23 protein-coding genes and 1 pseudogene are annotated in these 22,693 nt (G+C 72.5%); 23 read left to right on the forward strand and 1 reads right to left on the reverse strand.

The annotated features are described in order from the left end of the window. Positions 1 to 18: 18 nt before the first annotated feature. The 6 genes and pseudogenes from AB0B41_RS23850 to AB0B41_RS23875 form a co-directional block, all read left to right on the forward strand. Complete coding sequence (locus AB0B41_RS23850) at positions 19 to 822, forward strand: enoyl-CoA hydratase-related protein (protein WP_358206871.1); 804 nt, start codon at positions 19 to 21, stop codon at positions 820 to 822. Continuing rightward, the gene (locus AB0B41_RS23855; RefSeq protein WP_358206873.1) at positions 822 to 1,655 is read left to right on the forward strand and encodes an enoyl-CoA hydratase-related protein; all 834 of its coding nucleotides are present in this window, start codon (positions 822 to 824) and stop codon (positions 1,653 to 1,655) included. Before AB0B41_RS23850 ends, AB0B41_RS23855 begins: the two co-directional genes overlap by 1 nt. Positions 1,656 to 1,659: 4 nt before the next feature. Further along, positions 1,660 to 2,607 carry a hypothetical protein gene (locus AB0B41_RS23860; protein WP_358206876.1) on the forward strand — a complete coding sequence of 316 codons (948 nt, stop codon included), beginning with the start codon at positions 1,660 to 1,662 and terminating at the stop codon, positions 2,605 to 2,607. Then, positions 2,604 to 3,617 (forward strand): phosphotransferase family protein, encoded by a 1,014-nt coding sequence (locus tag AB0B41_RS23865; protein WP_358206878.1) that lies wholly within the window; start codon positions 2,604 to 2,606, stop codon positions 3,615 to 3,617. Before AB0B41_RS23860 ends, AB0B41_RS23865 begins: the two co-directional genes overlap by 4 nt. Before the next feature lie 29 nt (positions 3,618 to 3,646). Next, positions 3,647 to 4,480 carry an oxidoreductase gene (locus AB0B41_RS23870; RefSeq protein ID WP_358206881.1) on the forward strand — a complete coding sequence of 278 codons (834 nt, stop codon included), beginning with the start codon at positions 3,647 to 3,649 and terminating at the stop codon, positions 4,478 to 4,480. Positions 4,481 to 4,511: 31 nt separating this feature from the next. Next, a pseudogene (locus tag AB0B41_RS23875) lies at positions 4,512 to 4,811 on the forward strand (hypothetical protein); the annotation flags it as partial. A 46-nt stretch (positions 4,812 to 4,857) separates the two neighbouring features. On the opposite strand, the gene AB0B41_RS23880 reads toward AB0B41_RS23875, so the two are convergent. Further along, positions 4,858 to 5,766 (reverse strand): PaaX family transcriptional regulator C-terminal domain-containing protein, encoded by a 909-nt coding sequence (locus AB0B41_RS23880; protein WP_358206883.1) that lies wholly within the window; start codon positions 5,764 to 5,766, stop codon positions 4,858 to 4,860. Positions 5,767 to 6,002: 236 nt separating this feature from the next. Here AB0B41_RS23880 and AB0B41_RS23885 point away from each other — a divergent pair, with 236 nt between their 5' ends. The 17 genes from AB0B41_RS23885 (at position 6,003) to AB0B41_RS23965 (ending at position 22,562) form a co-directional block, all read left to right on the forward strand. Further along, on the forward strand, positions 6,003 to 7,337 hold the full coding sequence (locus AB0B41_RS23885; RefSeq protein WP_358206885.1) for an MFS transporter: 1,335 nt from the start codon (positions 6,003 to 6,005) through the stop codon (positions 7,335 to 7,337). Continuing rightward, positions 7,334 to 7,993, forward strand: coding sequence for an EthD domain-containing protein (locus tag AB0B41_RS23890; RefSeq protein ID WP_358206887.1), 660 nt, complete (start codon positions 7,334 to 7,336; stop codon positions 7,991 to 7,993). Before AB0B41_RS23885 ends, AB0B41_RS23890 begins: the two co-directional genes overlap by 4 nt. Before the next feature lie 32 nt (positions 7,994 to 8,025). Continuing rightward, positions 8,026 to 9,261, forward strand: coding sequence for an acyl-CoA dehydrogenase family protein (locus tag AB0B41_RS23895; RefSeq protein ID WP_358206889.1), 1,236 nt, complete (start codon positions 8,026 to 8,028; stop codon positions 9,259 to 9,261). Positions 9,262 to 9,326: 65 nt separating this feature from the next. Further along, positions 9,327 to 10,112, forward strand: a complete 786-nt coding sequence (locus AB0B41_RS23900) for an enoyl-CoA hydratase-related protein (protein WP_358206891.1) — start codon at positions 9,327 to 9,329, stop codon at positions 10,110 to 10,112. A 14-nt stretch (positions 10,113 to 10,126) separates the two neighbouring features. Further along, entirely contained in the window at positions 10,127 to 10,900 is a 774-nt protein-coding gene (locus AB0B41_RS23905; RefSeq protein ID WP_358206893.1) for an enoyl-CoA hydratase-related protein, read from the forward strand. An 11-nt stretch (positions 10,901 to 10,911) separates the two neighbouring features. Then, positions 10,912 to 11,967 (forward strand): phosphotransferase family protein, encoded by a 1,056-nt coding sequence (locus AB0B41_RS23910; RefSeq protein ID WP_358206895.1) that lies wholly within the window; start codon positions 10,912 to 10,914, stop codon positions 11,965 to 11,967. Beyond that, on the forward strand, positions 11,964 to 12,719 hold the full coding sequence (locus AB0B41_RS23915) for an SDR family oxidoreductase (protein WP_358206897.1): 756 nt from the start codon (positions 11,964 to 11,966) through the stop codon (positions 12,717 to 12,719). Before AB0B41_RS23910 ends, AB0B41_RS23915 begins: the two co-directional genes overlap by 4 nt. Before the next feature lie 34 nt (positions 12,720 to 12,753). After that, on the forward strand, positions 12,754 to 13,515 hold the full coding sequence (locus tag AB0B41_RS23920; protein WP_358206899.1) for an SDR family oxidoreductase: 762 nt from the start codon (positions 12,754 to 12,756) through the stop codon (positions 13,513 to 13,515). A gap of 24 nt (positions 13,516 to 13,539) precedes the next feature. Next, entirely contained in the window at positions 13,540 to 15,204 is a 1,665-nt protein-coding gene (locus tag AB0B41_RS23925; protein WP_358206901.1) for an AMP-binding protein, read from the forward strand. Beyond that, positions 15,189 to 16,361 carry a 2-hydroxyacyl-CoA dehydratase family protein gene (locus AB0B41_RS23930; protein ID WP_358206903.1) on the forward strand — a complete coding sequence of 391 codons (1,173 nt, stop codon included), beginning with the start codon at positions 15,189 to 15,191 and terminating at the stop codon, positions 16,359 to 16,361. Before AB0B41_RS23925 ends, AB0B41_RS23930 begins: the two co-directional genes overlap by 16 nt. A 30-nt stretch (positions 16,362 to 16,391) precedes the next feature. Continuing rightward, positions 16,392 to 17,717, forward strand: a complete 1,326-nt coding sequence (locus AB0B41_RS23935) for a 2-hydroxyacyl-CoA dehydratase family protein (RefSeq protein WP_358206905.1) — start codon at positions 16,392 to 16,394, stop codon at positions 17,715 to 17,717. Positions 17,718 to 17,727: 10 nt separating this feature from the next. Further along, complete coding sequence (locus AB0B41_RS23940; RefSeq protein ID WP_358206907.1) at positions 17,728 to 18,621, forward strand: acyl-CoA dehydratase activase; 894 nt, start codon at positions 17,728 to 17,730, stop codon at positions 18,619 to 18,621. A gap of 43 nt (positions 18,622 to 18,664) precedes the next feature. Then, on the forward strand, positions 18,665 to 19,096 hold the full coding sequence (locus AB0B41_RS23945) for a MaoC family dehydratase N-terminal domain-containing protein (RefSeq protein WP_358206909.1): 432 nt from the start codon (positions 18,665 to 18,667) through the stop codon (positions 19,094 to 19,096). Then, positions 19,093 to 19,530, forward strand: coding sequence for a MaoC/PaaZ C-terminal domain-containing protein (locus AB0B41_RS23950; protein ID WP_358206912.1), 438 nt, complete (start codon positions 19,093 to 19,095; stop codon positions 19,528 to 19,530). The genes AB0B41_RS23945 and AB0B41_RS23950 overlap by 4 nt, the downstream gene beginning before the upstream one ends. Next, the gene (locus AB0B41_RS23955) at positions 19,530 to 20,138 is read left to right on the forward strand and encodes a hypothetical protein (protein WP_358206914.1); all 609 of its coding nucleotides are present in this window, start codon (positions 19,530 to 19,532) and stop codon (positions 20,136 to 20,138) included. The genes AB0B41_RS23950 and AB0B41_RS23955 overlap by 1 nt, the downstream gene beginning before the upstream one ends. Positions 20,139 to 20,152: 14 nt before the next feature. Then, positions 20,153 to 21,193, forward strand: coding sequence for an alcohol dehydrogenase catalytic domain-containing protein (locus tag AB0B41_RS23960; RefSeq protein WP_358206916.1), 1,041 nt, complete (start codon positions 20,153 to 20,155; stop codon positions 21,191 to 21,193). Positions 21,194 to 21,245: 52 nt separating this feature from the next. After that, the gene (locus tag AB0B41_RS23965) at positions 21,246 to 22,562 is read left to right on the forward strand and encodes an MFS transporter (protein WP_358206918.1); all 1,317 of its coding nucleotides are present in this window, start codon (positions 21,246 to 21,248) and stop codon (positions 22,560 to 22,562) included. Positions 22,563 to 22,693 lie beyond the last annotated feature (131 nt).

Below are 22,693 nucleotides of genomic sequence, written 5' to 3' on the forward strand. Positions count from 1 at the left end.
CCTCTCGAGAGGACAGCGATGTCTGAGACCGCCACCACGTTCCGGCTGGAGCGCCCGCGCGAAGGCGTCGTCGTGCTGACCCTGGACCGGCCGGGCCGCGGCAACGCGATGACCGCAGCCATGTTCGCCGAGCTGGAGGCCACGGCGCGCCGGCTCGACCGCGAACCGGGCCTGCGAGTGCTGGTGCTCACCGGCGCGGGGAGCACGTTCTGCGCGGGCTACGACCTCGCCGACGCCGAGCGCCTGCCCGAGCTGGGCGCGCTCGGCATGCTGGACCTACAGGAGAGCGCCGCCCGCGCGCTCGCCGGCATCCGCGGCGTCCGGGTCCCGGTGATCGCGGCGGTCAACGGCGCCGCTGCGGGCGGCGGGCTGGCGCTCGCCCTGGCTGCGGACATCCGGCTGGCCTCGCCGCGGGCCAAGTTCGTGCCGTCCTTCGTGACGATCGGGCTGTCGGCGGGCGACCTCGGCACCTCCTGGCTGCTGCCGCGCCTGATCGGCCCGGCCGCGGCCGCCGAGTTCCTCTACAGCGCCCGGACGATGGGCGCCGAGGAGGCGGAGCGGACCGGGCTGGTCAACCAGGTCGTCGGCGAGGACGAACTGCTCGACGCCGCACTGGAGATGGCCGCGCAGATCCGCGCCAACTCGCCCGGCGGGGTCCAGCTGTCCAAGCGGGCCCTGCAGGCGAACATGGAGGCGTCGTCGTACGCGGCGGCGCTGGAGCTGGAGAACCGCGGCCAGGCGCTGCTGACCCGCACCGACGACATGACCGAGGCGCTCACCGCGTTCCGCGAGAAGCGGGCGCCCGTCTTCGGGGGGCGCTGATGACCACCGTCGAGGGCGAGGAGGCGACCACGCTGGTCGAGCTGGAGACCCTGCTCGTCGAGTTGCGGTCCGACGGGGTGGCGGTGCTGACCGTCAACCGGCCCGAGCGGGCCAATTCGCAGACCCAGCGGATGTTCCACGAGCACAACGAGGCCGCGCTCGCCCTGCGGGACAGCGGGGCCCGAGCCCTGATCGTGCGCGGCGCGGGGGACAAGGCCTTCTGCTCCGGGTTCGACCTCGCGGAGGTGGGGGGCATCCGTGAGCTCGGCGTGCGCGAGTTCCTGTTCTTCCAGGAAGCCGCCACCGGCGGCCTGTCCGCGATCCGCGAGCTGCCGTTCCCGGTGATCGCCGCGATCCACGGGCCCGCAGTGGGCGGGGGGCTGGCGCTCGCGCTCGCCGCCGACGTCCGGTTGGCCGCACCCACCGCCAAGCTGTCCTGCGCGTTCGTCCGGGTCGGGCTGTCGTGCGGCGAGCTCGGCACCAGCTACCTTCTGACCCGGCTCGTGGGCTACGGCCGCGCGGCCGAGCTCGGCTTCACCGGCCGCGTCGTCGAGGCCGCCGAAGCGGAACGGATCGGGCTGGTCAACCGGGTCGTGCCGAGCGAGGACCTGTTCGCCGAGGCGGATCGGCTCGCCGCCGCGATCGCCGCCAACTCCCCGGGCGGGGTGCGGATGTCCAAGCGCGCCCTGCTCCGCAACCAGGAGATCACCTCCTACGGCGCGGCGATGGAGCTGGAGAACCGGGGCCAGGCGCTGCTCACCCGGGCCGCCGACATGCCCGAGGCGCTCTCCGCCTTCCTCGAGCGCAGGCCCGCGAACTTCACCGGAAGGTAGACCGATGGCCCTCCCCGACGTTCACATCCCCGATCCCGGCTTCGGCCCGCAGGACGACCTGCGACACTGGCCCGCCGAGCCGGGCGGCCGCATGCGGGACTCCCTGTTCTGGGAGATGATCATGCCCGACGAGCGGCTCGGGCTGCAGGTGTACCTGTACCTGACCGCGCACGGGAAGTCCGGCTTCAACGTGTCCGTGTGGGGGCCCGACAGCGAGCCGCTCGCGCTGGACCTGGGCGGTGGCACGGTGTCCGAGGACACGGACTTCGACGACTTCCGGATCAAGGGCCTCACGGTCCGCCAGCCCGAGCTGCGGCGAACGGCGGACGTGACCTACGAGAGCGAGAAGGTCCGCCTGGAGTACCGCTTCGAGGCCGTGCAGGACGCGTTCAGCTATCGCTCCAATCCGGACGGTCTGCCGGAGTGGTTCGCGGCCAACCGGCTCGAGCAGACCGGCCGGGTCAGCGGGTTCCTCGAGGTGGCGGGCCGCCGCGTCGAGTGGGATCGCCGGATGGGGCACCGCGACCACTCCTGGGGCAACCGGGACTGGGGCGTGCCACACCATTGGAAGTGGTTCGTGGCCTACACCGACTCCGGGCAGGCCGTGAACGGCTGGATCTGGATCGCCGGCGGCGAGTGGGGCTTCGCGGGCTCGGTTCTGAAGAACGGCGTGACGGTCCCCGTGTCGCACATCGAGCACCACGCCACCTACCAGGACGACATGTCCCAGAAGCGCCTCGAGGCCACGCTCGTCGACACCGCGGGTGGCCGGACCGAGGTCACCTTCGACCGCTACGGGCTGATCAAGCTGCCCACCAACGACAAGATGGCCACCGAGATCTGGGAGTCTGCCTGCGACGCCACGATCGACGGCGAGCCCGCCGCCGGGCAGTGGGAGACGCACTGGCCGCGCGAGTACCTCAACCACCTCGTCGCGAGCCGGAACCGGTGAGCGCCTGGGACTGGTCGGAGGCCGACCTCGGCGCGCTGGAGGCGTTCCTGGCCAAGCACGGCGTGGCCGAGGGCCCGCTGACTGCCCGCCGGATCGGCGACGGCCACTCGAACCTGACGTTCCTGGTGAGCGGCAGCCGGGACGTCGTCGTCCGGCGGCCACCGCCCCCGCCGGTCCCGCCCGGCGCGCACGACGTGCTGCGCGAGGCCCGGCTGCTCTCGGGCCTCGCGGGTACGGACGTGCCGGTCCCGGAGGTGCTGGCCACCGCCGAGGCCGGCGAGGTGATCGACAGCCCGCTCTACGTGATGAGCCTGGTCGCCGGGCCGGTCGTCACCACCCGGACGCCCCCGGAGCTGGCCGGCCGCGGCCGGGAGATCGGGGAGTCCATGGTGGACACCCTGGCCGACCTGCACGCCGTGGACTGGCACGCCGCGGGACTGGACGAGATGGGCCGCCCGGAGGGCTTCAACGCGCGGCACCTCAAGCGGATGCGGCGCCTTGTCGCGGACGCGGACGGCCGCCCGCCCGCGGAGTTCGCGGAGGTCGACGCCTGGCTGGAGGCCCACGCCCCCGCCGAGTCCGGCGCCACCCTGGTGCACAACGACTTCCGGCTCGGCAACGTCATCGTCGGCACGGACGCCCGCGTGGCGGCCGTGCTGGACTGGGAGCTCGCGACCCTCGGCGACCCCCTGTTCGACGTCGGCTACTTCCTCGCCAGCTGGCCGGAGCACGGGGAGCCGCTCACTCCCACCGCTCAGATGGGCGCCGCCGCGCTGGAGCCGGGCTACCCCACGCGGGACGAGCTGGCACAGCGCTACGCCGCGCGCACCGGTCGGGACCTGGCCGGCCTGCGCTGGTACACCGCGATGGCGCTGTGGAAGCTGGCCGTGCTCTTCGAGTACAGCCACCGCCGCACCGTCGCCGGGCACGGTGACCCGTACTACGCCGATCCCGCGCTCGTCCGCTCGTTCCTCGACGCGGCGTCCCGGACCGCAGGACTCACCGCCTGAGTGCGCCCGGGATCGGGGATCATCGGGCCATGATCACGTGGTTGATCACCGGATGCTCGACCGGTCTGGGCCGTGCCCTCGCGTCCGCCGTGCTGGCGCGCGGGGACTCGGCGGTGGTCACCGCGCGGGACCCGGGCACCGTGGCGGAGCTGTGCGCGCCCTACCCGGACCGGGCCCTGACGCTTCCGCTCGACGTCACCTCTCCCGAGCAGGTCCGGGACGCGGTCGCCGTGGGCACCGAGCGGTTCGGCGGGATCGATGTGCTGGTCAACAACGCCGGCTACGGCTACCGCGCGGCCGTGGAGGAGGGCGATCCCGCGGACGTCGAGCGGCTGTTCGCCACCCACGTGCACGGACCGGTCGACCTGGTCAAGGCGGTGCTCCCCGGGATGCGCGCGCGGCGGGCGGGCACGCTCGTGACGATCTCGTCCATCGCCGCGCGGTCCAGCCCGGCCGGGTCGGGCTACTACGCCGCGGCCAAGGCGGCGATGGAGGCGCTCACGAGCTCGCTGCGCGTGGAGCTCGCGCCGCTGGGGATCGTGGCGTTCTCGGTGGAGCCCGGAGCCTTCCGCACCGAGTTCTCCGGCCGCTCGCTCACCCAGTCCGCGGTCGCGATCGCGGACTACGCAGAGACGGCGGGCAAGCGGCGCAAGGAGTACGACACCATGGACGGCACCCAGCCGGGCGACCCGGCGCGCGCCGCCGAGGCGATCATCGCCGCGGTCACCTCGCCCGAGCCCCCCGCCCTGCTCGTCCTCGGCACGGACGCCCGGCGCCGGCTCACCGAGGTGCTGGCGGGCCAGCAGGCCGACCTCGTCGCCTGGGCCGAGGTCGGAGTAGGCACGGACTTCGACGCCACCTGACGGGCGTCACGCGGCGCGCGGAGCTCGGACGGTTGGCCACCCCTTCGTGGAGCTGCGGGAGCGCCCGCCCGCGGACCGGGCCCTGCAGGCCCTGCTGCGGTCCGCGACCACCACCGAGGCGGCCACGGCCCGGATCCGCGGGGTGGTAGCGGAGCAGGCGGTCGAGCTCGCCGCGGGGCTGGGGCTGGCGGCCCCGGAGCGCCGGGCGGGCCGGATCGCGACGGCGGTGCTCGGCACGCCCTCACCCGCTACGTCCCGGCCCTCCCGGCGGTGGCCGCCCAGGACCCGGAGGAGGTCGTGGCTGACCTCGCCCCGGCCCTCCCCCCGCTAGTGCACTGAGCGCACCACCCGTTCCGCCCGCTCCGTGTCGCCGCCACTCAGTCCGGTGATCCGTTCGACGAGGTCCGGCGGCCCGGTGGCGCCGTCTCGGCGACGATCTCGTGGAAGCGTTGGTGAGCGGGGGCGGCCCATTCGGCACGGCGCGCACGGAACACCGCGGCCGCCTCGCGGCCCACCCACTCCGGCTGCAGGGTGGCCGGAAGCTGCGGGTCCAGGCGCATGAACCGTTGTTGCAGGTTCAGTAGCTGGAGATAGGCCGTGAGCAGCTCGTCGGGGGTGCTGGGCGGCGGGTTCTCGGCGTCCTGCTCGAGGAACCGCCGGTAGGCCTTGTCGAGGTCGGTGAGGTCCCACGCCCGGGCGACCAGCTCCGACTCGGAGAGCCCGAGGTCGACGGTGTGCCCGGTCACGGCCACCGACGTCTGCTCCAACCCGAGCAGGGAGATCAGCTGCGCCAGGTCCTGCGCGCGCTCCGTGTGCGGAGTGATCCAGACGCCCACGGTGGGGTTGCCGAAGCCGAGCCAGCCCAGTCCGCCGTAGAGCCGTTTGCGGAGGGTGCGCCGGTCCTCAGGGACGTTGACGTTCAGGACGAGCCAGCGACCGTCCCACCGCCGCTCGTCGGAGAGAAACGCTGCCACGCGGCGCACACCGTCGTCCACCAGGGCTCGCCCGCGGGTGTCGAGGGTCCAACGGACGGTGCGGCCGTCGCGCACCCGGGTCAGCCATCCCGCCCGGGTCGATCGCGCGAGGAGCTGGCGACAGGCGTGGTCCTCGATGCCGAGCCGGGCGAACACGGGAAGCAGCGCGTTCGTCCGGACGCCGCCGGGCTCGTTGCTCACCAGCTCGCCGGCCACGGTGAGCAGCATCGACCGCGCGCTCGGTGGGGGCAGCGGGGGCTGCCGCGGCGGTGGCGCCGCGGCGACCGGGTCGGCTCGGCAGTCTTCCGTCACGGGGCAATCGTCGCGGACTCGCGAGAAGGTTCATCCGGGGGGTCGCGGACACCACCTCTCATCTTGTATGGTTTCGGTGCGGTCCTTCCCAGAGTTGTCAAAGATCGAGACTCCTGAGCGAAGAGACGACACGGCGGGCGCTCGGACGCCCGTCGGTGGTCAAGGGAATGCACGTCCTCAGCGTTGTCGGCAGCAGTGGGTGCGCGGTGGTGCACCCTTCTTCCCTGGAGGCACGAATGACAGTCGGAGTACGCACGTCGACGCCCGGTCGGGCATCGGCAGCGAGTTTCGTCGGATCTCTGACCGAGTACTACGACTTCTTCATCTACGGCACGGCCGCGGCCCTGGTGTTCAACGGGTTGTTCTTCAGCGAACTGTCGCCTGCGGTCGGGACGTTGCTCGCGTTCGCTACCTTCAGTGTCGGGTACCTCGTCCGACCGGTCGGCGGAATCGTCTTCGGACACATCGGCGACCGCTACGGACGGCGCCGGTCCCTCCTGATCACCCTGCTGATGATGGGTCTGGGGACCTTCCTCATCGGTTGCCTGCCGACCTTCTCGCAGATCGGCGAAGCCGCTCCCGTCCTGCTGATCCTGCTGCGACTCATCCAGGGCCTCGCGGTCGGCGGTGAGCTCGGGGGAGCGGTCGGGATGGCGGTCGAGCATGCGCCGCGAAACCGGCGGGGCTTCTTCGGGTCGTTCTCCATGGCCGGCGCCTTCGCGGGACTCGTCCTGTCCTCGGCGGTGGTCGGGCCGCTCACGCTCATGTCGGACGAGGCCTTCCTGGCCTGGGGCTGGCGGATTCCGTTCCTGCTCAGTGCCGTCGTGGTCGGCATCGGGTTCGTCATCCGACGCACGGTCGGGGAACCGCCGGTCTTCGAGGAGTCGTTGCGCGAGGGGCGCATCGAGCCGCTGCCCCTGCTCACCACGGTGCGCCGATATTGGCGGCAGGTCCTGGTGATCTTGATGATCTGGTCCGGCCCGAACACCATCCTCTACCTGGTGACCGTGTTCGGCCTCTCGGTCGCGACCACGACCTACGGGGTGCCGCGCACGACCATGCTCTGGTTGGTGGGCATCGCGGCGACCGTGTTGGTGGTCTCGGCGCCCCTGTGGGGCGCGCTCTCCGACCGGGTCGGGCGGAAGTGGCTGCTGGCGGTGGGCGTCCCCGTCGAGGCCGGGCTGCTGTGGCTGTTCTTCCTGTCGCTGCCGACCGGCGACCCCTGGGTCATCCTGGTGGCGATGACGGCGCTCCTCGGCCTGGGGCACGGGATCATCACCGGAATCAGCCCGGCCTTCTCGGTGGAGATGTTCCCGACCGAGCTCCGGTGCACGGCGGTGTCGCTCGGTCAGCAGCTCGCCTCCGTCGTGGGCGGGTTCGCCCCGGTGATCGCCGTCGCCCTGTCCGCGGGGGACCGGGGCCTGGCGCCCATCGCGGTCTACGTGACCGTGCTCTGCGTTCTGGGCGCGCTCTCCGTCGCGTTCCTGGTCAAGGACCTGATCGGCACGGACCTGGGAGCCACGGAACCGGAACCGGGCGACGAGGTGTCCTCGGACGCGGCGATCGCATGACCGGGCGCAAGCTGTTCGCGCTGCTGGTCCGCCGCCCGGACCTGTCACGGTCCGCGTTCTCGGCCCACTGGCGGCAGATCCACGGCCCCTTCGCCCTGCAGATCCCCGGGCTCCGCCGCTACGTGCAGAACCACGTGCGGGACTGGCCCGGGCCGCCGGTGGCGCCGCCACCGGTGGACGGGATCAGCGAGGCCTGGCTGGACGTCGACGGCCCGGACGACGGGACGGGCGGGCTGCACTCCGACCCGGCCTACCTCGGGGGCGCCCGGGCCGACGAGCCGAACTTCCTGGACGTCACCCGGCACGACTACCTGCGAGTCGCCGAGGAGCCGGTGCGAGACGGCGCCGCGGACGGGCTCAAGGTCGTGCTGCTGGCCCGGCGACGCCGCGAGATCGAGCCCTGCCGGTTCGACGAGGCGTGGACCACGGCGGACGTCGAACAGCGGGTGCCGGGCCTGACGCGGTGCATCCGCAACACGGTGGTCTGCGGGCCCGCCGCCCCTCGGCCGGCCTACGACGTCGTCGACGAGCTGTGGTGGGCGGACCACGAGTCCCTGTGTGCCGCGCGGGCCGACCCGGCGACCTGGGCTTCGCTCTGCCGTACCGATGTCGCGGACACCGCGGCCGTGCACATGCATCCGGTCGTCCTGCGATGACCGCGGACGACCCCGACGAGAGGAGGCTTCCCATGGCCGACGGATCCGGGGAGGACGGCCTGCGCGTCCTCGAGGCGGTCCGGCGCTTCATGGACCAGCACGTCTACCCGAACGAGGACCGCTTCTACGCGGAGCTGGCGGAGGTGGGCCCGTACGGCCACCCCCCGGTGCTCGAGGAGCTCAAGGCCAAGGCGGCGGCCGAGGGTCTGTGGAACCTGTTCCTGCCCGACCTGCAGCCGGGGCACGCGGGCGTCCGACTGTCCAATGCGGACTATGCGCCGGTGTCCGAGGAGCTCGGCAAGGTCTGGTTCGCCTCCGAGGTGTTCAACTGCCAGCCGCCGGACTCGGGCAACGCCGAGATCCTCCACCACTTCGCCACCCCGGCCGTGCAGGAGCGGTGGCTGGAGCCCCTGCTGTCGGGCAGCATCCGCAGCGCCTACTCGATGTCCGAGCCGGACGTCGCCTCCTCGGACGCGACGAACATCGACCTCCGGGCGACCAGGGACGGCGATCACTACGTGCTCGACGGGCGGAAGTGGTTCAGCTCCGGGGCCAAGTCCGAGCGGTGCGCGCTGCTGCTGGTGATGGCGCGCACCGACCCGGACGCGCCGCGGCACCGGCAGCACTCGATGTTCGCCGTGCCCCTGGACACCCCCGGCCTCGAGTTCGGCCGACTCCCCACGGTCTTCGGCTACGAGGAGCGCGGCGGCCACCCCGAGGTGATCTACCGGGACGTGCGGGTACCGGTGGAGAACCTGCTCGGCGAGCAGGGGAGCGGGTTCGCCATCGCCCAGGCCCGGCTGGGGCCGGGCCGGATCCACCACTGCATGCGGGCGATCGGTGTCGCGGAGCGGGCACTCGGTCTCATGATCACCCGCTCGTTGTCCCGCAGCACCTTCGGCACCACGCTGGCGCACCGGGGGCTCATCCAGGACTGGGTCGCCGAGTCCCGGATCAAGATCGACATGGCGCGCCAGTACGTGCTGCACGCCGCCCGGCTGATGGACACCGTCGGCAACAAGGCGGCCGCCCAGGAGATCGCCGGCATCAAGGTCGCCATCCCGGAGATCTGCTTCGAGGTGGTGGACCGCGCCGTCCAGGTGCACGGCGCGGCCGGCGTCACGCAGTACACCCCGCTGGCCTACATGTACGCCAAGATGCGCACCCTGCGGCTGGCCGACGGACCCGACGAGGTGCACAAGATGTCGATCGCGCGCCGCGAGTACCGCCGGGTCGCCCCCGACTTCCGGATCAGTGGTCCGGTGTGAGTACCGACGAGAGTCGTCGCTCCTCCAGATTCGTGAAACCCCTTCAGAAAGGCAGCACCGGCAGCATGGAATACCAGGACATCACCTACGACGTCGACGGCCCGGCCGCCGTCATCACCATCGACCGCGCCGAGCGGATGAACGCCTTCCGGGCCACCACCACCGAGGAGATGATCCACGCCTTCAAGCGGGCGTGGGCGGACCAGAACGTGCACGGGGTCATCCTGACCGCAGCGGGGGACCGCGCCTTCTGCGTCGGTGGCGACGTGAAGCAGCGGGCCGAGACGGGTGACTACGGGCCCACGTCGAACGGCCTCTTCGAGGGCACCTACCTGCAGAAGCTGATCCGCGACATCCCGAAGCCGGTGATCGCGGCGGTCAACGGCATCGCGATCGGCGGCGGGCACGTGCTGCACGTCATCTGCGACCTGTCGATCGCCGCCGAGCACGCCACCTTCGCGCAGAGTGGTCCGCGGGTCGGCTCGTTCGACGCCGGTTTCGGCGCGCTGTTCCTCGCCCGGGTCGTCGGGGAGAAGCGGGCCCGGGAGATCTGGTTCCTGCTCGACAAGTACACCGCACAGGAGGCGAAGGAATGGGGGTTGGTGAACAAGGTCGTGCCGAAGGAGGATCTGCTGCCCGCGGCCAAGGAGTGGGTCGCGAAGATGGCCGACTACAGCCCCACCGCGCTGCGTTTCCTCAAGAAGGCGTTCAACGCCGACACCGAGCACCAGGCGGGCATCGCCCTGCTCGCGGAGGCGGGCCTGGACACCTTCGCGAAGACCGAGGAGGCCATGGAGGGCGCGCGGGCCTTCGCCGAGAAGCGCAAGCCCGACTTCGCCAAGTACGCGTGAACGGCGGAGCCGAGGTGGCGTCCCAGACGGTGGAGGTGTCCTCCTCGGAGGACGGCGTGTTCGTCGTCCGGATGGCGAACCCGCCGGTCAACGCCCTCGCGCCGGAGCTCCTCGACGGCCTGGACGAGGCACTCGACGTGGCGGAGAAGGATCGGGCCAGGGTCGTCGTGGTCGCCTCCGCGGTGCCGCGGTTCTTCGCCGCGGGCGCGGACATCAAGACCATGGTCGACGTCGACCGGGACGGCTTCGTGGCCTACGGGCTGCGGCTGCGGTCCACCGTCGCGCGGATCGCGGCACTGGACCGGCCGACCGTCGCGGCGATCGAGGGCAGCGCGCTGGGCGGCGGGATGGAGCTCGCCCTCGCCTGCAGCCTGCGCGTGGCGTCCCGGACCGCCCGGGTCGGGCTCCCGGAGGCCAGGATCGGGCTGATCCCCAGTGCCGGGGCGACCCAGCGGCTGCCGCGGTACGTGGGGCGGGGGCGGGCCCTCGAGCTCATGCTCACCGCGCGGCCCGTCGGCGCGGCGGAGGCCCGGGAGATCGGCCTGGTGGACCGGGTGTGCGAGCCGGGCGAGGCCGAGGCGACGGCCCGCGAGCTCGCGGGCGCGATGGCCGCGCTGTCGATCCCCGCCCTGATGGACGTGATCGCCCTGGTGGACTCCGCCTTCGAGGTGCCCCTCGCCGAGGGGCTCGCCGGCGAGGTGAGCCGGGTCGAGGCCCTCTTCGACGGCCCGGACGCCCGCGAGGGCATGCGGGCCTTCCTCGAGAAGCGAACCCCCGGGTTCCGATGAAGGGAACGACGATGACCGAGACGGCGACGACACACTCGACCGTCGGGACCGCCGCCGGGCCGCCGGGTGTGGACCTCGCGGCGCTGCGCGCCCACCTGGAGGCCGAGCGGCCCGGGCTGGTGACCGGGCCGCTGCGGGGCACGGTGCTGGAGGGCGGGCACTCCAACCTCACCTACGAGGTCACGGACGGGGCGTCGCGGTGGGTGCTGCGGCGTCCGCCGTTGGGGGAGCGAGACAGCCGGTCGCACGACATGGGGCGGGAGTCCCGCGTCATGGCGGCCCTGGCCGGCAGCGCGATCCCCGTGCCCGCTGTCGTCCACCACTGCGCGGACGCCACCGTCCTCGGGGCGCCCTTCTACCTGTCCGAGTTCGTGGAGGGCACGGTCTACCGCACCCCGGAGCAGACCGCGCGGCTGGGCGCCGAGCGGGCCCGGCAGGTCTCCTTCGCGCTCGTCGACACGCTGGCCGACATGCACGAGGTCGACGTCGAGTCGGTCGGGTTGGGGGACTTCGGTCGGCCCGCGGGGTTCCTGCAGCGGCAGGTCACCCGCTGGACGGGACAGGCGGAGACGGTGCTCGCGCAGGTGGCGGGCGTCGCCGGGGTGGTCGAACGGCTCCGAGCGGGCGTGCCGGACACCGGGCGGCCCGCGCTGGTGCACGGTGACTACCGCCTGGACAACGTCCTGGTCTCCGGGGAGGGCCTGCTCGCTGCCGTCCTGGACTGGGAGCTGGCCACCCTCGGCGACCCGCTGACCGACCTCGGTCTGCTGCAGTGTTACTGGGACGGCGTGGAGAACCCCGGCGGCGACACCATGCGCAAGGGCATCGACCCCGCGCTCGGCTTCCCGGAGTTCGGTGAGCTCGCCGAGCGCTACGCCGCGCGCACCGGGCGGGCGCCCGAGAGGCTGTCCTGGTACGCGGCCTTCGGCTACCTCAAGCTGGCTGTGCTGCGCGGACACATCCACCGGCGCTTCCTGGCCGGTGACACCCCGGAGGGCTTCGCGGACGTCGGGGCCCTGATCGCCCCGCTCGTCGCGCAGTCGCGACGCACCCTGGAGGCGACATGACCACCTCGGGGTTCGCGGGCCGAACGGCGCTGGTCACGGGCGGCAGCCGGGGCATCGGGTTCGAGATCGCCCGCGAGCTGCTCGCCCGCGGGGCCGCGGTCGCGATCACGGCCCGGAAGACCGAGTCGCTCGCCGAGGCGGAGGCCGAGCTGGGCGGGGACCGGCTCCTGCTGATCCAGGCGGACGTGCGGGACGCGGAGTCCGCGGCCGAGGTCACGGGGAAGGTCCGGGACCGCTTCGGCCCCGTCGGGATGCTGGTCAACAACGTCGGGGCGAGCCCGTACTACGGCCCGCTGCAGGACGCGTCGTCGAGGGCCGTCCTCAAGACCTTCGAGATCAACGTCGCGGGGTGCCTCGCGATGATCCAGAGCGCCTGCCGCGACGGGCTCGTCGAGACCGGCGGCGCCGTGGTGAACGTGACCTCGATCGCGGCCCGGCACAGTGCCGAGAACCTGGGCGTGTACGCCATGTCGAAGGCCGCCGTCGAGCACCTCACCCGTCAGCTCGCCCTCGAGCTCGCGCCCCGCGTCCGCGTCAACGCCGTGGCGCCGGCCATGATCACGACGCGGTTCTCGGAGGCGAGGCTGCGCGGAGACGTGGACGCGCTGCGGAGCCGTTACCCCCTGCGGCGCTTCGGCCGGCCCGAGGACGTCGCGCCCGCCGCCTGCTTCCTGCTCTCCCCGCAGGCCGCGTGGATCACCGGGGAGATCCTCTCGATCGACGGTGGCGCCACCAAGGTCGACCTGGGCTGATCGCCCCATCACACACACGAAGGAGTTGGACCGAGTGAGTTCCGAGAAGCGAGTCGCCCTCGTCACGGGCGGTGGCCGGGGGATCGGCCGCGGGATCGTGGAGGGCCTGGCGGAGGACGGCTTCCACGTCGCGGTGGTCGACCGCGACGAGGCGACCGCGGCCGAGGTGGCCAAGGCGCTCCAGGACCGCGGACTGACCGCGTCCCACCACGTCGTGGACGTAACCGACAGTGCGGGCGTGCGGGCGGTCGTGGCCGAGATCGAGACCACGGCGGGCCCCGTCCACGTGCTGGTCAACAACGCCGGGTTCGACGAGCACATCCCCTTCGTGCAGACCGACGAGGGGTTCTGGGATCGGATCATCGACGTCAACTTCCTGTCGTCGCTGCGCTTCGTGCGCGCGATCCTCCCGGGGATGATGGAGCGGGGCGCGGGCCGGATCGTGAACATCGGCTCGGACGCCGGACGGGTCGGGTCCTCGCTGGAGGCCGTCTACTCCGGCGCGAAGGGCGGCATCATCGCCTTCACCAAGACGATCGCGCGGGAGGCGGCTCGCGCCGGCGTCACCGCCAACACGGTCTGCCCGGGGCCCACCCGGACGCCGGCGATGGAGAGCGTCCTGGAGCAGCAGGAGAGCGCCGAGGCCGTGATGCGGTCCATGGTCAAGGCCGTCCCGATGCGCAGGCTGGGCGAGCCCGCCGACATCGCCGCCGCCGTCCGCTTCTTCGCCGGTGACGGCGCGGGGTACGTCACCGGCCAGACGCTGTCGGTCAGCGGCGGCCTCACGATGGCCTAGGCACCGGTCCGGGACGGAAGCGACATGACCACCACGAACACGCGCACATCTCCACTGACGACCTCGTACCGGCCCGCCGACCGGTCGCGGGACATCGACGACACCCTGACCGTGGGAGGGCTGCTGGCCCGGGCGGCCGCGCAGGTGCCGGACCGGGTCGCCCTGGTCGAGGGCGCGCGGGACCCGGCGGGGCGGCGCCGCTGGACCTATCGCGAGCTGCTGGAGGCCGCCACCGCAGCGGCCCACGCGCTCCTCGCGGAGTTCCGGCCCGGCGAGGTCGTCGTGGTGCTCGCGCCGAACTCCGCCGACTGGGTCGTCCTGCAGTTGGGCGCGGGGCTCGCCGGCCTGACCCTGGCCCCGGCCAACCCGGCCTACCAGGAGCGCGAGATCGAGCACGTGCTGCGGCGGTCGGCGGCCGCCGGGGTCGTCGTCGCCCCGGAGTATCGCGGCCACGCGCTCCACGAGACGGTCCTTGGTCTGGCGCCGGCCATCCCGTCGGTCCGGGCCGTGTGGCGCTTCGACGAGTGGGTGGCGCTGGTGCCCGCCGGAGCCGGCGGTGCCCTGCCCGAGGTCGACGCCGCGTCGGTGGCCCAGATCCAGTACACCGGCGGCACCACCGGGTTCCCCAAGGGCGTGCTGCTCCACCACCGCGGCATCTGCAACACCCCCGATCTGGTGCTGGAGCAGTGCGGGATGCGGCCGGGGGACACCTGGCTCAACGCCATGCCGCTGTTCCACGTCGGCGGTTGCGTCACGACGGGGCTCGGGGTCATCGCCCGGCACGGCACCCATGTCGTCGTCCCGGAGTTCGACCCGGGTCTGGTCCTGGACCTGATGGAGGACGCGCGGGCGAACATCGGGCTGTTCGTGCCGACGATGTTGATCCGGATGCTGGACCACCCGGACCTCGCCCGGCGGGACGTGTCGAGCGTCCACACCCTGGTGTCCGGCGCGGCGCCGGTGCCCGCCGAGCTCGTCCGGCGTACCAAGGCCGCGTTCGGCTGTGGTTTCACCAACATCTACGGGCAGACCGAGGTCTCCGGCGTCCTGACCACCACCCGGGTGGACGACACCCCGGAGGACCAGGCCGGCACCATCGGCACCGCCGTCCCGCAGGTCGAGATCAAGATTGCCGACCCGGTGGACGGCAGCGTCGTCCCGCTGGGGGCCGAGGGGGAGATCTGCGGACGCGGCCACCAGATGATGGTCGGTTACCTGGACGACCCGGCCGCGACGAGCGCCGCGCTGGACACCGAGGGCTGGCTCCATACCGGGGACCTCGGTTCGATGGACGAGCGGGGTTACCTGCGGATCACCGGCCGACTCAAGGACATGATCATCCGGGGTGGCGAGAACATCTCGCCGCGCGAGGTCGAGGACGTGCTGTTCGAGCACCCGGACGTCGCGGAGGCGGTCGTGCTCGGCGTCCCGCACGCGGAGCTCGGGGAGACGGTCGCCGCCGTCGTGCGGGCGGTTCCCGGCTCGGCGGTCACCGCCACGGACCTGGTGGCGTACTGCCGGTCCCGCATCGCGCGGTTCAAGGCGCCGACCTCCTGGTTCTTCGTCGACCGGTACCCGACCACCCCCGCGGGCAAGATCCAGAAGTTCGCCCTGCGGGACCAGATCGCCGGCGGCGCCCTCGTTCCGGCGCCCCCGGAGGAAGGACAGCGCACATGGGTGACGCGGTGAGTCCGCTCGAGCGGATGGCCGAGGCAGCCGATGACCCGGCCGGGTACGCGGCGCGGTGGAAGGCCCGGACTGGGAGCCCCGCCGTCGGCGTGCTCCCGATGAACTTCCCGGCGGAGATCGCCCACGCGGCCGGGGTGCTGCCCGTGGTCGTCCAGGAGGACCGGAACCCGATCACGCTCGGGAACAACCTGCTCAGCGAGTTCAACTGCGGGTACTCCCGCAACCTCGCCGACCAGGCCGCGACCGGCAGGCTGGACGTCTTCGACGCGGTCTTCATGGCCGACCACTGCATCCAGCTGATCGGCGCCGCGGACGTCATCCGCGAGCTCTCGGACCGCCCCTTCCACTTCGGACAGCTCATCTCGTCGATGAACGACCCGTGGACGCCGGAGCAGGTGCGGCTCACGCTCGCGGGGTTCGTCGAGGAGATGTCGGCGTTCGCGGGCGTCGAGGTCACCGAGGAGCGACTCGGCCGGAGCATCCGCGCGTACAACCGGGGGCGCAGGCTGCTGCGGCGGCTGTACACCGACCGTCGGGACGGGGACGCCCGCTTCGGTCCCACTGAGCTGCAGACCATCGTCAAGTCGAGCATGGTGATGCAGCGCGAGGAGCACACCGCGCTGTTGGAGGAGCTGGTGGCCGCGTCGGTTCCCGGAGCCCGGGACGGCGGCCGGGTGCGCGTGCACCTCTCGGCTCACCTGTGCCATGCGCCCAAGCCCGAGCTGCTCGAGCTCATCGAGGAGAGCGGTGGTCTCGTCGTGGACGACGACCTGTTCCACGGGGTCCGGCACGTCTCGACGGACGCGGACGAGGACCGGCCGCCGCTCGACGCGCTGGTCTCCCAGTACCTCCGCCGCAACGTGGCCGTCCCGTGCCCGACCCGGGCGCAGTCCGACGTGGACTGGGACAGCTACCTGGTGGACGCCGTCCGGCGCAGCGGCGCCGAGGCCGTGATCTCGCTGATGGTCAAGTACTGCGAGCCGCACATGCTCTACCTCCCCGAGGTGCGCAAGCGACTCGACGCGGAGGGGGTGCCGCACCTGCTGCTCGAGACCGAGCACGAGGGCATGCCGCTGGAGACCATGCGGACCCGGATCGAGGCGATGTTCGAGCAGGTCAGGCTCGGGCGGACGCGCACGCACGCGGCGTCCGCGTGAACCCGGCCGCTCGGTGAGGAGGAGACGTTCATGGTGGACCTGCTGGAGAACAAGTCGAACCGGCTCCGGACGACCGGGTGGGGTGGTGAGCTGGTCGGCGCCTACTGGGACGACCTGTTCAGCGCGCGCGAGCGCGGCGCGCAGGTCGTCTGGTACAACGGCCACGCCCTCAACCCGCTGTTCCAGGCGGCAGGGATCTCCTGGTGCCACGGCGAGGCGTTCTCCGCCCGCCTGGCGGCGCAGCACCTCGAGGCGCCCGCCCAGCTCGCCGGCGAGCAGTACGGCTACGTCAACGAGCTCTGCTCCTACTCCCGGACCCACCTGGGGTGCGCGGTGCTCACCAGCGGTGGCGGCGCCGAGGAGTCCGGCATCGTCGGGACCGTCGACCGGCGCGAGCTGGCCAGCCGGCTCCCGCAGCCGGACTTCTTCGTCAACGGCTACCAGGGCTGCAGCACCGGGCAGCAGTGGGACCAGATGTCCTACCGCATCCTCGGCAAGAAGGTCCCGATCTTCACGCTGTCGCTGCCGTTCATGTTCGGCAGCAAGCCCGACGCCGGCTACCTCGTCGGTCAGGAGTGGGAGGAGGCCACGGTGTTCGTGGTCGACCAGCTCCGCAGGCTCATCGAGTTCCTGGAGGCCCAGACCGGCCGGCCCTTCGACCACGACCGGCTCGGCGAGGTGATGACCTACATCAAGCAGGCCTCCGAGCTGCGCCGCGAGGGCATGGAGCTGTGCCGGTCCAGCCCGGCCCCAGCCACCTATTGGGACTGGGTCGCGAGCATCGCGCACATCAACTTCATGCCCGCGGAGGAGCGGCTGGTCGACTACTTCCGCGATGTGCGGGACGAGGTCGCCGACCGGCTCGCGCGCGGGGAGTCCGGCGTGGCCAACGAGCGCTACCGGCTCTACTTCGACGGAATCATGAACTGGAACAAGCTGGGCTGGCTCGCCCGCAAGTTCGCCGACGTCGACGCCTCGGTCATCTGCGGGCGCTACACACACCAGAACTTCTGGCAGGAGCCGCAGCTGATCGACCCCGCCGACCCGCTGCGCGGTCTCGCTCAGCACTACCTGCTGTGCTCGAACAGCCAGGGGTTCAAGACCCTCAAGCGGGGGATGCTGTCCGACTGCGAGGACTACGCGATCGACGGCGTGCTCTTCCACGCGTCCCGCACCTGCCGGGCCTACACCAACCACCAGCACCTGCTGGCCCGGGTGGCGGAGGACCAGGCGGGGCTGTCGACGGCGTTCTTCGAGGGCGACATCGCCGACGAGGCCTTCTACAACGACGAGATCCTCGAGACCCGGCTGGCCGCGCTGCTCGAGACCATCGACGCCCGGCGGGCCCGGGTGTGAGGGGGCTGCCGTGAGCGCTCACGTCGTGGGCGTCGATCTCGGGTCGACGTCGGCCGAGTGCGTGGTCGTCGACGCGCGGCGGAAGATCGTCGCGACGGCGGTGGTCACGACCGGGACGGTCAGCCGCAAGGGCCTGCAGCGCGCCCTCGACGAGGCGCTCGCCGAGGCGGGGATCGAGCGCAGGGACGTGCGGGCGGTCGCGGCCACCGGGTACGGGCGGCGGCTGGTCCCCGGCGGGTCGGACTTCGTGTTCACCGAGATCAGCGCGCACGGCCGGGGGGTGGCCGCGCTCTTCCCGGGCGTCCGGCTGGTGGTGGACATCGGCGGCCAGGACACCAAGGCGATCCACGTCGACAAGGCGGGGCGGGTGGAGCGCTTCGCCATGAACGACCGCTGCGCGAGCGGTACCGGCCGCTTCTACGAGGGGCTGGCACACGCCCTGGAGATCGACGTCGAGGACCTGGACGAGCTCGCGAGCGCGGGTACCGCGAGCCTCGCGATCAGCAACCTGTGCGCGACCTTCGCCGTCACGGAGGTCATCGCCCTCCTGGCCAAGGGCCACGATCCCGCCGATATCGCCGCGTCGGTCCACAAGGCGGCATCCACCCGGACCCTGGGGCTGATCGGCCAGGTCGGGAGGGCGACGCCGGTGGCGCTCACCGGCGGGGTCGCGCGCAACACCGCGGTGGTCCGGGCGTTGTCGGAGGCGCTCGACGCCGAGCTGCTCGTCCCGGAAGAACCGGAGATCACCGGGGCCTACGGGGCGGCCCTGCTGGCGATCGAGTCGCTCGACGGGGTCAGGGTGCCGTCCGTCGAGGAGGACGAGGCCGCGCGCGTCCGCGGGGGGACCGGCTCCTCCGCGACCTCGCTGCCGATGACTCTGCCCTCCGGTCGTGTGGTCTAGCCGGTGTCCCGGGCCCGCGCGTCCGCCGAACGAAGGGACCGTCGTGGAACGTGAGGTCGACGTCGTGGCATTCGACGTGGAGCGGGGCAAGGTCCGCGAGTTCGCCCGGGCCACCCTGGCCGAGGATCCCGTGCATACCGACCGTGCCGTCGCGACGGCCCGCGGCCATGCGGACGTCGTCGCCACGCCGACGTACGTCGCGGTGAGCCTGCACCACCGCGACCAGCGGGGATGGGTCGCCCGGCTCGGGTTGGACATCGAGCGCATGGTGGTGGGGACCGTCCGCTGGACCTACCAGCGCCCGATGGTCGTCGGGGACGCCATCGTGGGGCGGCGGCGCGTCGTCGCGGACGAGCGGAGGTCCGGGAGCGGCGGAGAGCTGCGGCTGGTCAGCCTCGCGACGGACTTCGTGGACGCGATCGGCGAGACAGTGGTGACCCAGGAGGACGTCCTGGTCGAGAGGCCCGCCCGGTGAGCGCGGGAGTGCCCGCCGCGGCCGGTGCCGAGCTCCCGCGGCGGGTGGTCGGACCGCTCGCCCAGACGGACGTCCTGCGGTTCGCCGGAGCGTGCGGCGACTTCAACCCGCTGCACCACGACCGGGCCGTCGCCGCACGCGCGGGGTTCGCGGCCCCCGTCGCCATGGGCCAGATGACCGCCGGGATCGTCGCGGCCTGGATCACCGACTGGTGCGGCGTCGAGCGCCTCCGCGACCTCGAGGTGCGTTTCCTGGCCCCGGTGCTCGTCGGCGACACCCTCACGTTGACCGGCGGGGTCGAGTCCGACGAGGACGGTCGGGGGACGGCCCCGCTCGCCGTCGAGGGTTCGACCGGGGACACGGTCGTCCTCACCGCCCGCGCGGTCATCGGCCCGACCCCCGCCCCCGAGACAACAGAACGGAGCAGGACGTGATGAGCAGAGTCGACACCTCGTCCGACCAGGGAGTCCTGGTCTTCACCCGGGATCCGCTCCCGGCCCGCGACGCGTACGGGCGGTACGGCACGCTCGCCCTGCAGCCCACCGCGAACCGGCGGTTCGAGGGCGTGGTGCGAGGCGAGCGTCCGGCGTCCCGTCCGACGTTCGCCGGCCTGGCCCGGCTCGGAGAGTGGGGCGCGACGGTGCCTGCGGCCGTGCGGGGCGCGGCACCCCGGCTCGCTCTCGACGTGGTCCGGACCGTCGTGCAGGACAGGTCGGTGGGCGCCTCGACCGGGCGGGCCGTCGCGCGGATCGGGCTGATGCGGCGGGCAGCGGGGATGTCCTCCGCACGGTTCCGGGAGCACTACCTCTCCCACCACGCGCCGCTGGTGATGAGGCGCGGTCCGCTGTTCTTCCGCTACTCGATCCATCTCGTCCGGGACCCGGAGGCGTCCGGCTGGGACGCCGTCGTCGAGCAGTGGTTCGTCGACGACGCGACCTGGCGCGAGCACGACCGCCTCGTGCTCGAGGAGAAGGAGGACGTGCGGGCCGACATGGCCGAGTTCGTCGGCACGCTCGTCTCCTTCGCCGGGCGGACCCCCTGATCGGCGGACGCGGGATGCGTGCACTGGCACTGGTGCGGCCGGGGGAGGTCGACTTCGTCGAGGTGCCACGGCCGACGCCGCGGGCGGGCGAGGTGGTGCTCCGAGTGGTGGCGGCGGGACTCTGCCAGACCGACGTCCACATCCGACGACCCGGCGACCACAGGGTCGCCCTCGGCACGATCCTCGGACACGAGATCGCCGGCACGGTCGTCGAGGCCGGCACCGACGTCGACGGCCGGATGGTCGGCTCGCAGGTGGCGGTCTACCCGATCTGGTCGTGCGGCACCTGCCGGGCGTGCCTGGTCGGACGCCGCAACGGGTGCCTCGGCACCGGCGACCGCCGGACCGCACCGCCGACGTGCGGGGTCACGGCACCCGGCGGGATCGCGGAGTTCGTCAGGGTGCCGGTCACGGCTCTCGCGGCCATCGACGGCCTGGACCCCGCCGTGGCCGCCACGATGGCGGACGCCGCCCTCACCCCATACTCCTCGGTGCGTGCGGTGGCCGACGGGCTCGGGCCGGACACGGTCGCGGTCGTGATCGGGATCGGCGGGCTGGGGTCGATGGCCGTCCAGATCCTTCGTGCCTGCACGGCCGCGACGGTGGTGGCGATCGACCTCGACGAGGCGGCGCTGGCCGCGGTCGCCGGCTCGGCGCACCATCTCGTGCGGTCGAACACGCCGGGAGCCGCCGACCAGGTCCTCGCAGCGACGGGCGGCTCGGGGGCGGAGGTGGTGTTCGACTTCGTGGGCGCCGACTCGAGCCTGGCGCTCGCTGCCGACGTGGTCGCCCCCTTCGGGGCGATCCGGGTGACCGGCATGGCGGGCGGGCGGCTCACCCTGCGCGCCGACGCCCGGGCACGCCTCCCGCGTGGCGCGACGATCGCCGAACGGCTCTACGGCGGGACCTACCCGGAGTTCCTCGACGTGCTCGACCTCGCCCGTGCCGGCACTCTGCGCCCCGTCCTGACCCGACTCCCGTTCGCCGACGCCGTGCGGGCGCTGGACGCGCTGGAGGCCGGGGGGATTCGCGGCCGAGCAGTCCTGACCCTGTAGCGCTCGACCCGCCTGGGTCTACATCACTGTTTCAAAGGAGAAGGGTGAGACCGTGTCCACAGACGTGGGAACGAGTCCGCTGAAGGCGGCGGTCGCCAGCTTCGTCGGCGGGATGTTCGAGTGGTACGACTTCTTCATCTACGGCACCGCCGCAGCGCTGGTGTTCAACCAGATCTTCTTCGCCGACCTGTCGCCGACGATGGGGACGATCGCCGCCTTCGCCACCTTGGCGGTCGGCTACGGCGTCCGCCCGTTCGGCGGGATCGTGTTCGGGCACATCGCGGACCGGGTCGGTCGGAAACGCAGCCTGTTGTTGACCTTGCTCGTCATGGGCGTGACGACGGTGGCGATCGGCCTACTGCCCACCTACGCTGCGATCGGCGTGACCGCACCAGTCCTGCTCCTGCTGCTGCGGATCGTGCAGGGCTTCGGGATGGGGGGCGAGCTCGGCGTCGCCTCGGTCTTCGCCGTCGAGCACGCACCGGCGGGACGCCGCGGGTTCTACGGGGCGTTCGCGTACGCGGGGCCGTTCGCCGGACTCGTGCTCTCCACCGGCGTGTTCGCGATCCTGTCGCTGCTGCCGACGGAGACGTTCGTCGCGTGGGCCTGGCGGATCCCGTTCCTGCTCAGCGTCCTGATCGTCGGCGTCGCGCTGTTCATCCGGATGGGGGTTCCGGAGTCCCGGGAGTTCGCTGACATCGAGGACCGCGTGAAGGAGACCGGGATCCCGGTCGGGGTCGTCCTCCGACACCATCTGAAGGATCTCGTCGCCGTGGCCCTCATGTGTGCCGGCCCGAACTCCATCTTCGCCCTGGTCACGGTGTTCGCCCTGTCGTATGGGACGTCGGCCTACGGGATCCCGCGCACCACGATGCTCCTCGTGGTGACCGTCGCGGCGGGCCTGCTCTTCATCGTGACGCCGTTGTGGGGGGCCTTCTCCGACCAGGTGGGCCGAAGCAGGCCGATCATCTACGGGGCGGTGCTCGAGGGGTTGCTCCTGGTCCTGTTCTTCGCGCTGCTGAGCACCGCGCACGTCGCGCTGATCTTCCTCGGTACGATGCTCGTCCTCGGGTTGGGCCACGCGGTGGTGAACGGGGTGTTCCCCGCGTTCTTCTGCGAGCTGTTCCCGACCGAGATCCGGACGAGCGCGGTGTCGCTCGGGCAGCAGCTCGGCGGCGTGATCGGCGGGCTCGCGCCGCTCGCCGCGGCTGCGCTCGTCGCCGCGAACGGCGGCGGCTGGCACTATCTCGGTCTCTACGGGCTCGGGCTCTGTGCGCTGTGTGCGCTCGCCACAGGTCTCTCCGTGCGCCGCTGGGGACCCCGCAGCGGTGTCACCCACGACGCGGATGCCGTGACCGGGGCGCGCTGACGGATCGGACCCCGCCGACCCGAGGGTGGGCGGCCGCGGTCCCCCCCCGGGCCCCCCCGGGGGGAGGGGGCGCGGGGGGGGGCCGGCGGGGCGGGGGCGCCCCGCCCCGGGCCGAGGTCGCCGGCGTGCCC

The sequence above is a fragment of the Pseudonocardia sp. NPDC049154 genome, from assembly GCF_040648315.1.
In the GTDB taxonomy this organism is placed as follows: domain Bacteria; phylum Actinomycetota; class Actinomycetes; order Mycobacteriales; family Pseudonocardiaceae; genus Pseudonocardia.

Coding starts and splice junctions, on each gene's coding strand:
- AB0B41_RS23895 (WP_358206889.1), top strand. CDS start 8,026: ATGGCCGACGGATCCGGGGAGGACGGCCTGCGCGTCCTCGAGGCGGTC.
- AB0B41_RS23915 (WP_358206897.1), top strand. CDS start 11,964: ATGACCACCTCGGGGTTCGCGGGCCGAACGGCGCTGGTCACGGGCGGC.
- AB0B41_RS23870 (WP_358206881.1), top strand. CDS start 3,647: ATGATCACGTGGTTGATCACCGGATGCTCGACCGGTCTGGGCCGTGCC.
- AB0B41_RS23935 (WP_358206905.1), top strand. CDS start 16,392: ATGGTGGACCTGCTGGAGAACAAGTCGAACCGGCTCCGGACGACCGGG.
- AB0B41_RS23910 (WP_358206895.1), top strand. CDS start 10,912: ATGACCGAGACGGCGACGACACACTCGACCGTCGGGACCGCCGCCGGG.
- AB0B41_RS23855 (WP_358206873.1), top strand. CDS start 822: ATGACCACCGTCGAGGGCGAGGAGGCGACCACGCTGGTCGAGCTGGAG.
- AB0B41_RS23930 (WP_358206903.1), top strand. CDS start 15,189: ATGGGTGACGCGGTGAGTCCGCTCGAGCGGATGGCCGAGGCAGCCGAT.
- AB0B41_RS23925 (WP_358206901.1), top strand. CDS start 13,540: ATGACCACCACGAACACGCGCACATCTCCACTGACGACCTCGTACCGG.
- AB0B41_RS23860 (WP_358206876.1), top strand. CDS start 1,660: ATGGCCCTCCCCGACGTTCACATCCCCGATCCCGGCTTCGGCCCGCAG.
- AB0B41_RS23960 (WP_358206916.1), top strand. CDS start 20,153: ATGCGTGCACTGGCACTGGTGCGGCCGGGGGAGGTCGACTTCGTCGAG.
- AB0B41_RS23955 (WP_358206914.1), top strand. CDS start 19,530: ATGAGCAGAGTCGACACCTCGTCCGACCAGGGAGTCCTGGTCTTCACC.
- AB0B41_RS23890 (WP_358206887.1), top strand. CDS start 7,334: ATGACCGGGCGCAAGCTGTTCGCGCTGCTGGTCCGCCGCCCGGACCTG.
- AB0B41_RS23885 (WP_358206885.1), top strand. CDS start 6,003: ATGACAGTCGGAGTACGCACGTCGACGCCCGGTCGGGCATCGGCAGCG.
- AB0B41_RS23850 (WP_358206871.1), top strand. CDS start 19: ATGTCTGAGACCGCCACCACGTTCCGGCTGGAGCGCCCGCGCGAAGGC.
- AB0B41_RS23900 (WP_358206891.1), top strand. CDS start 9,327: ATGGAATACCAGGACATCACCTACGACGTCGACGGCCCGGCCGCCGTC.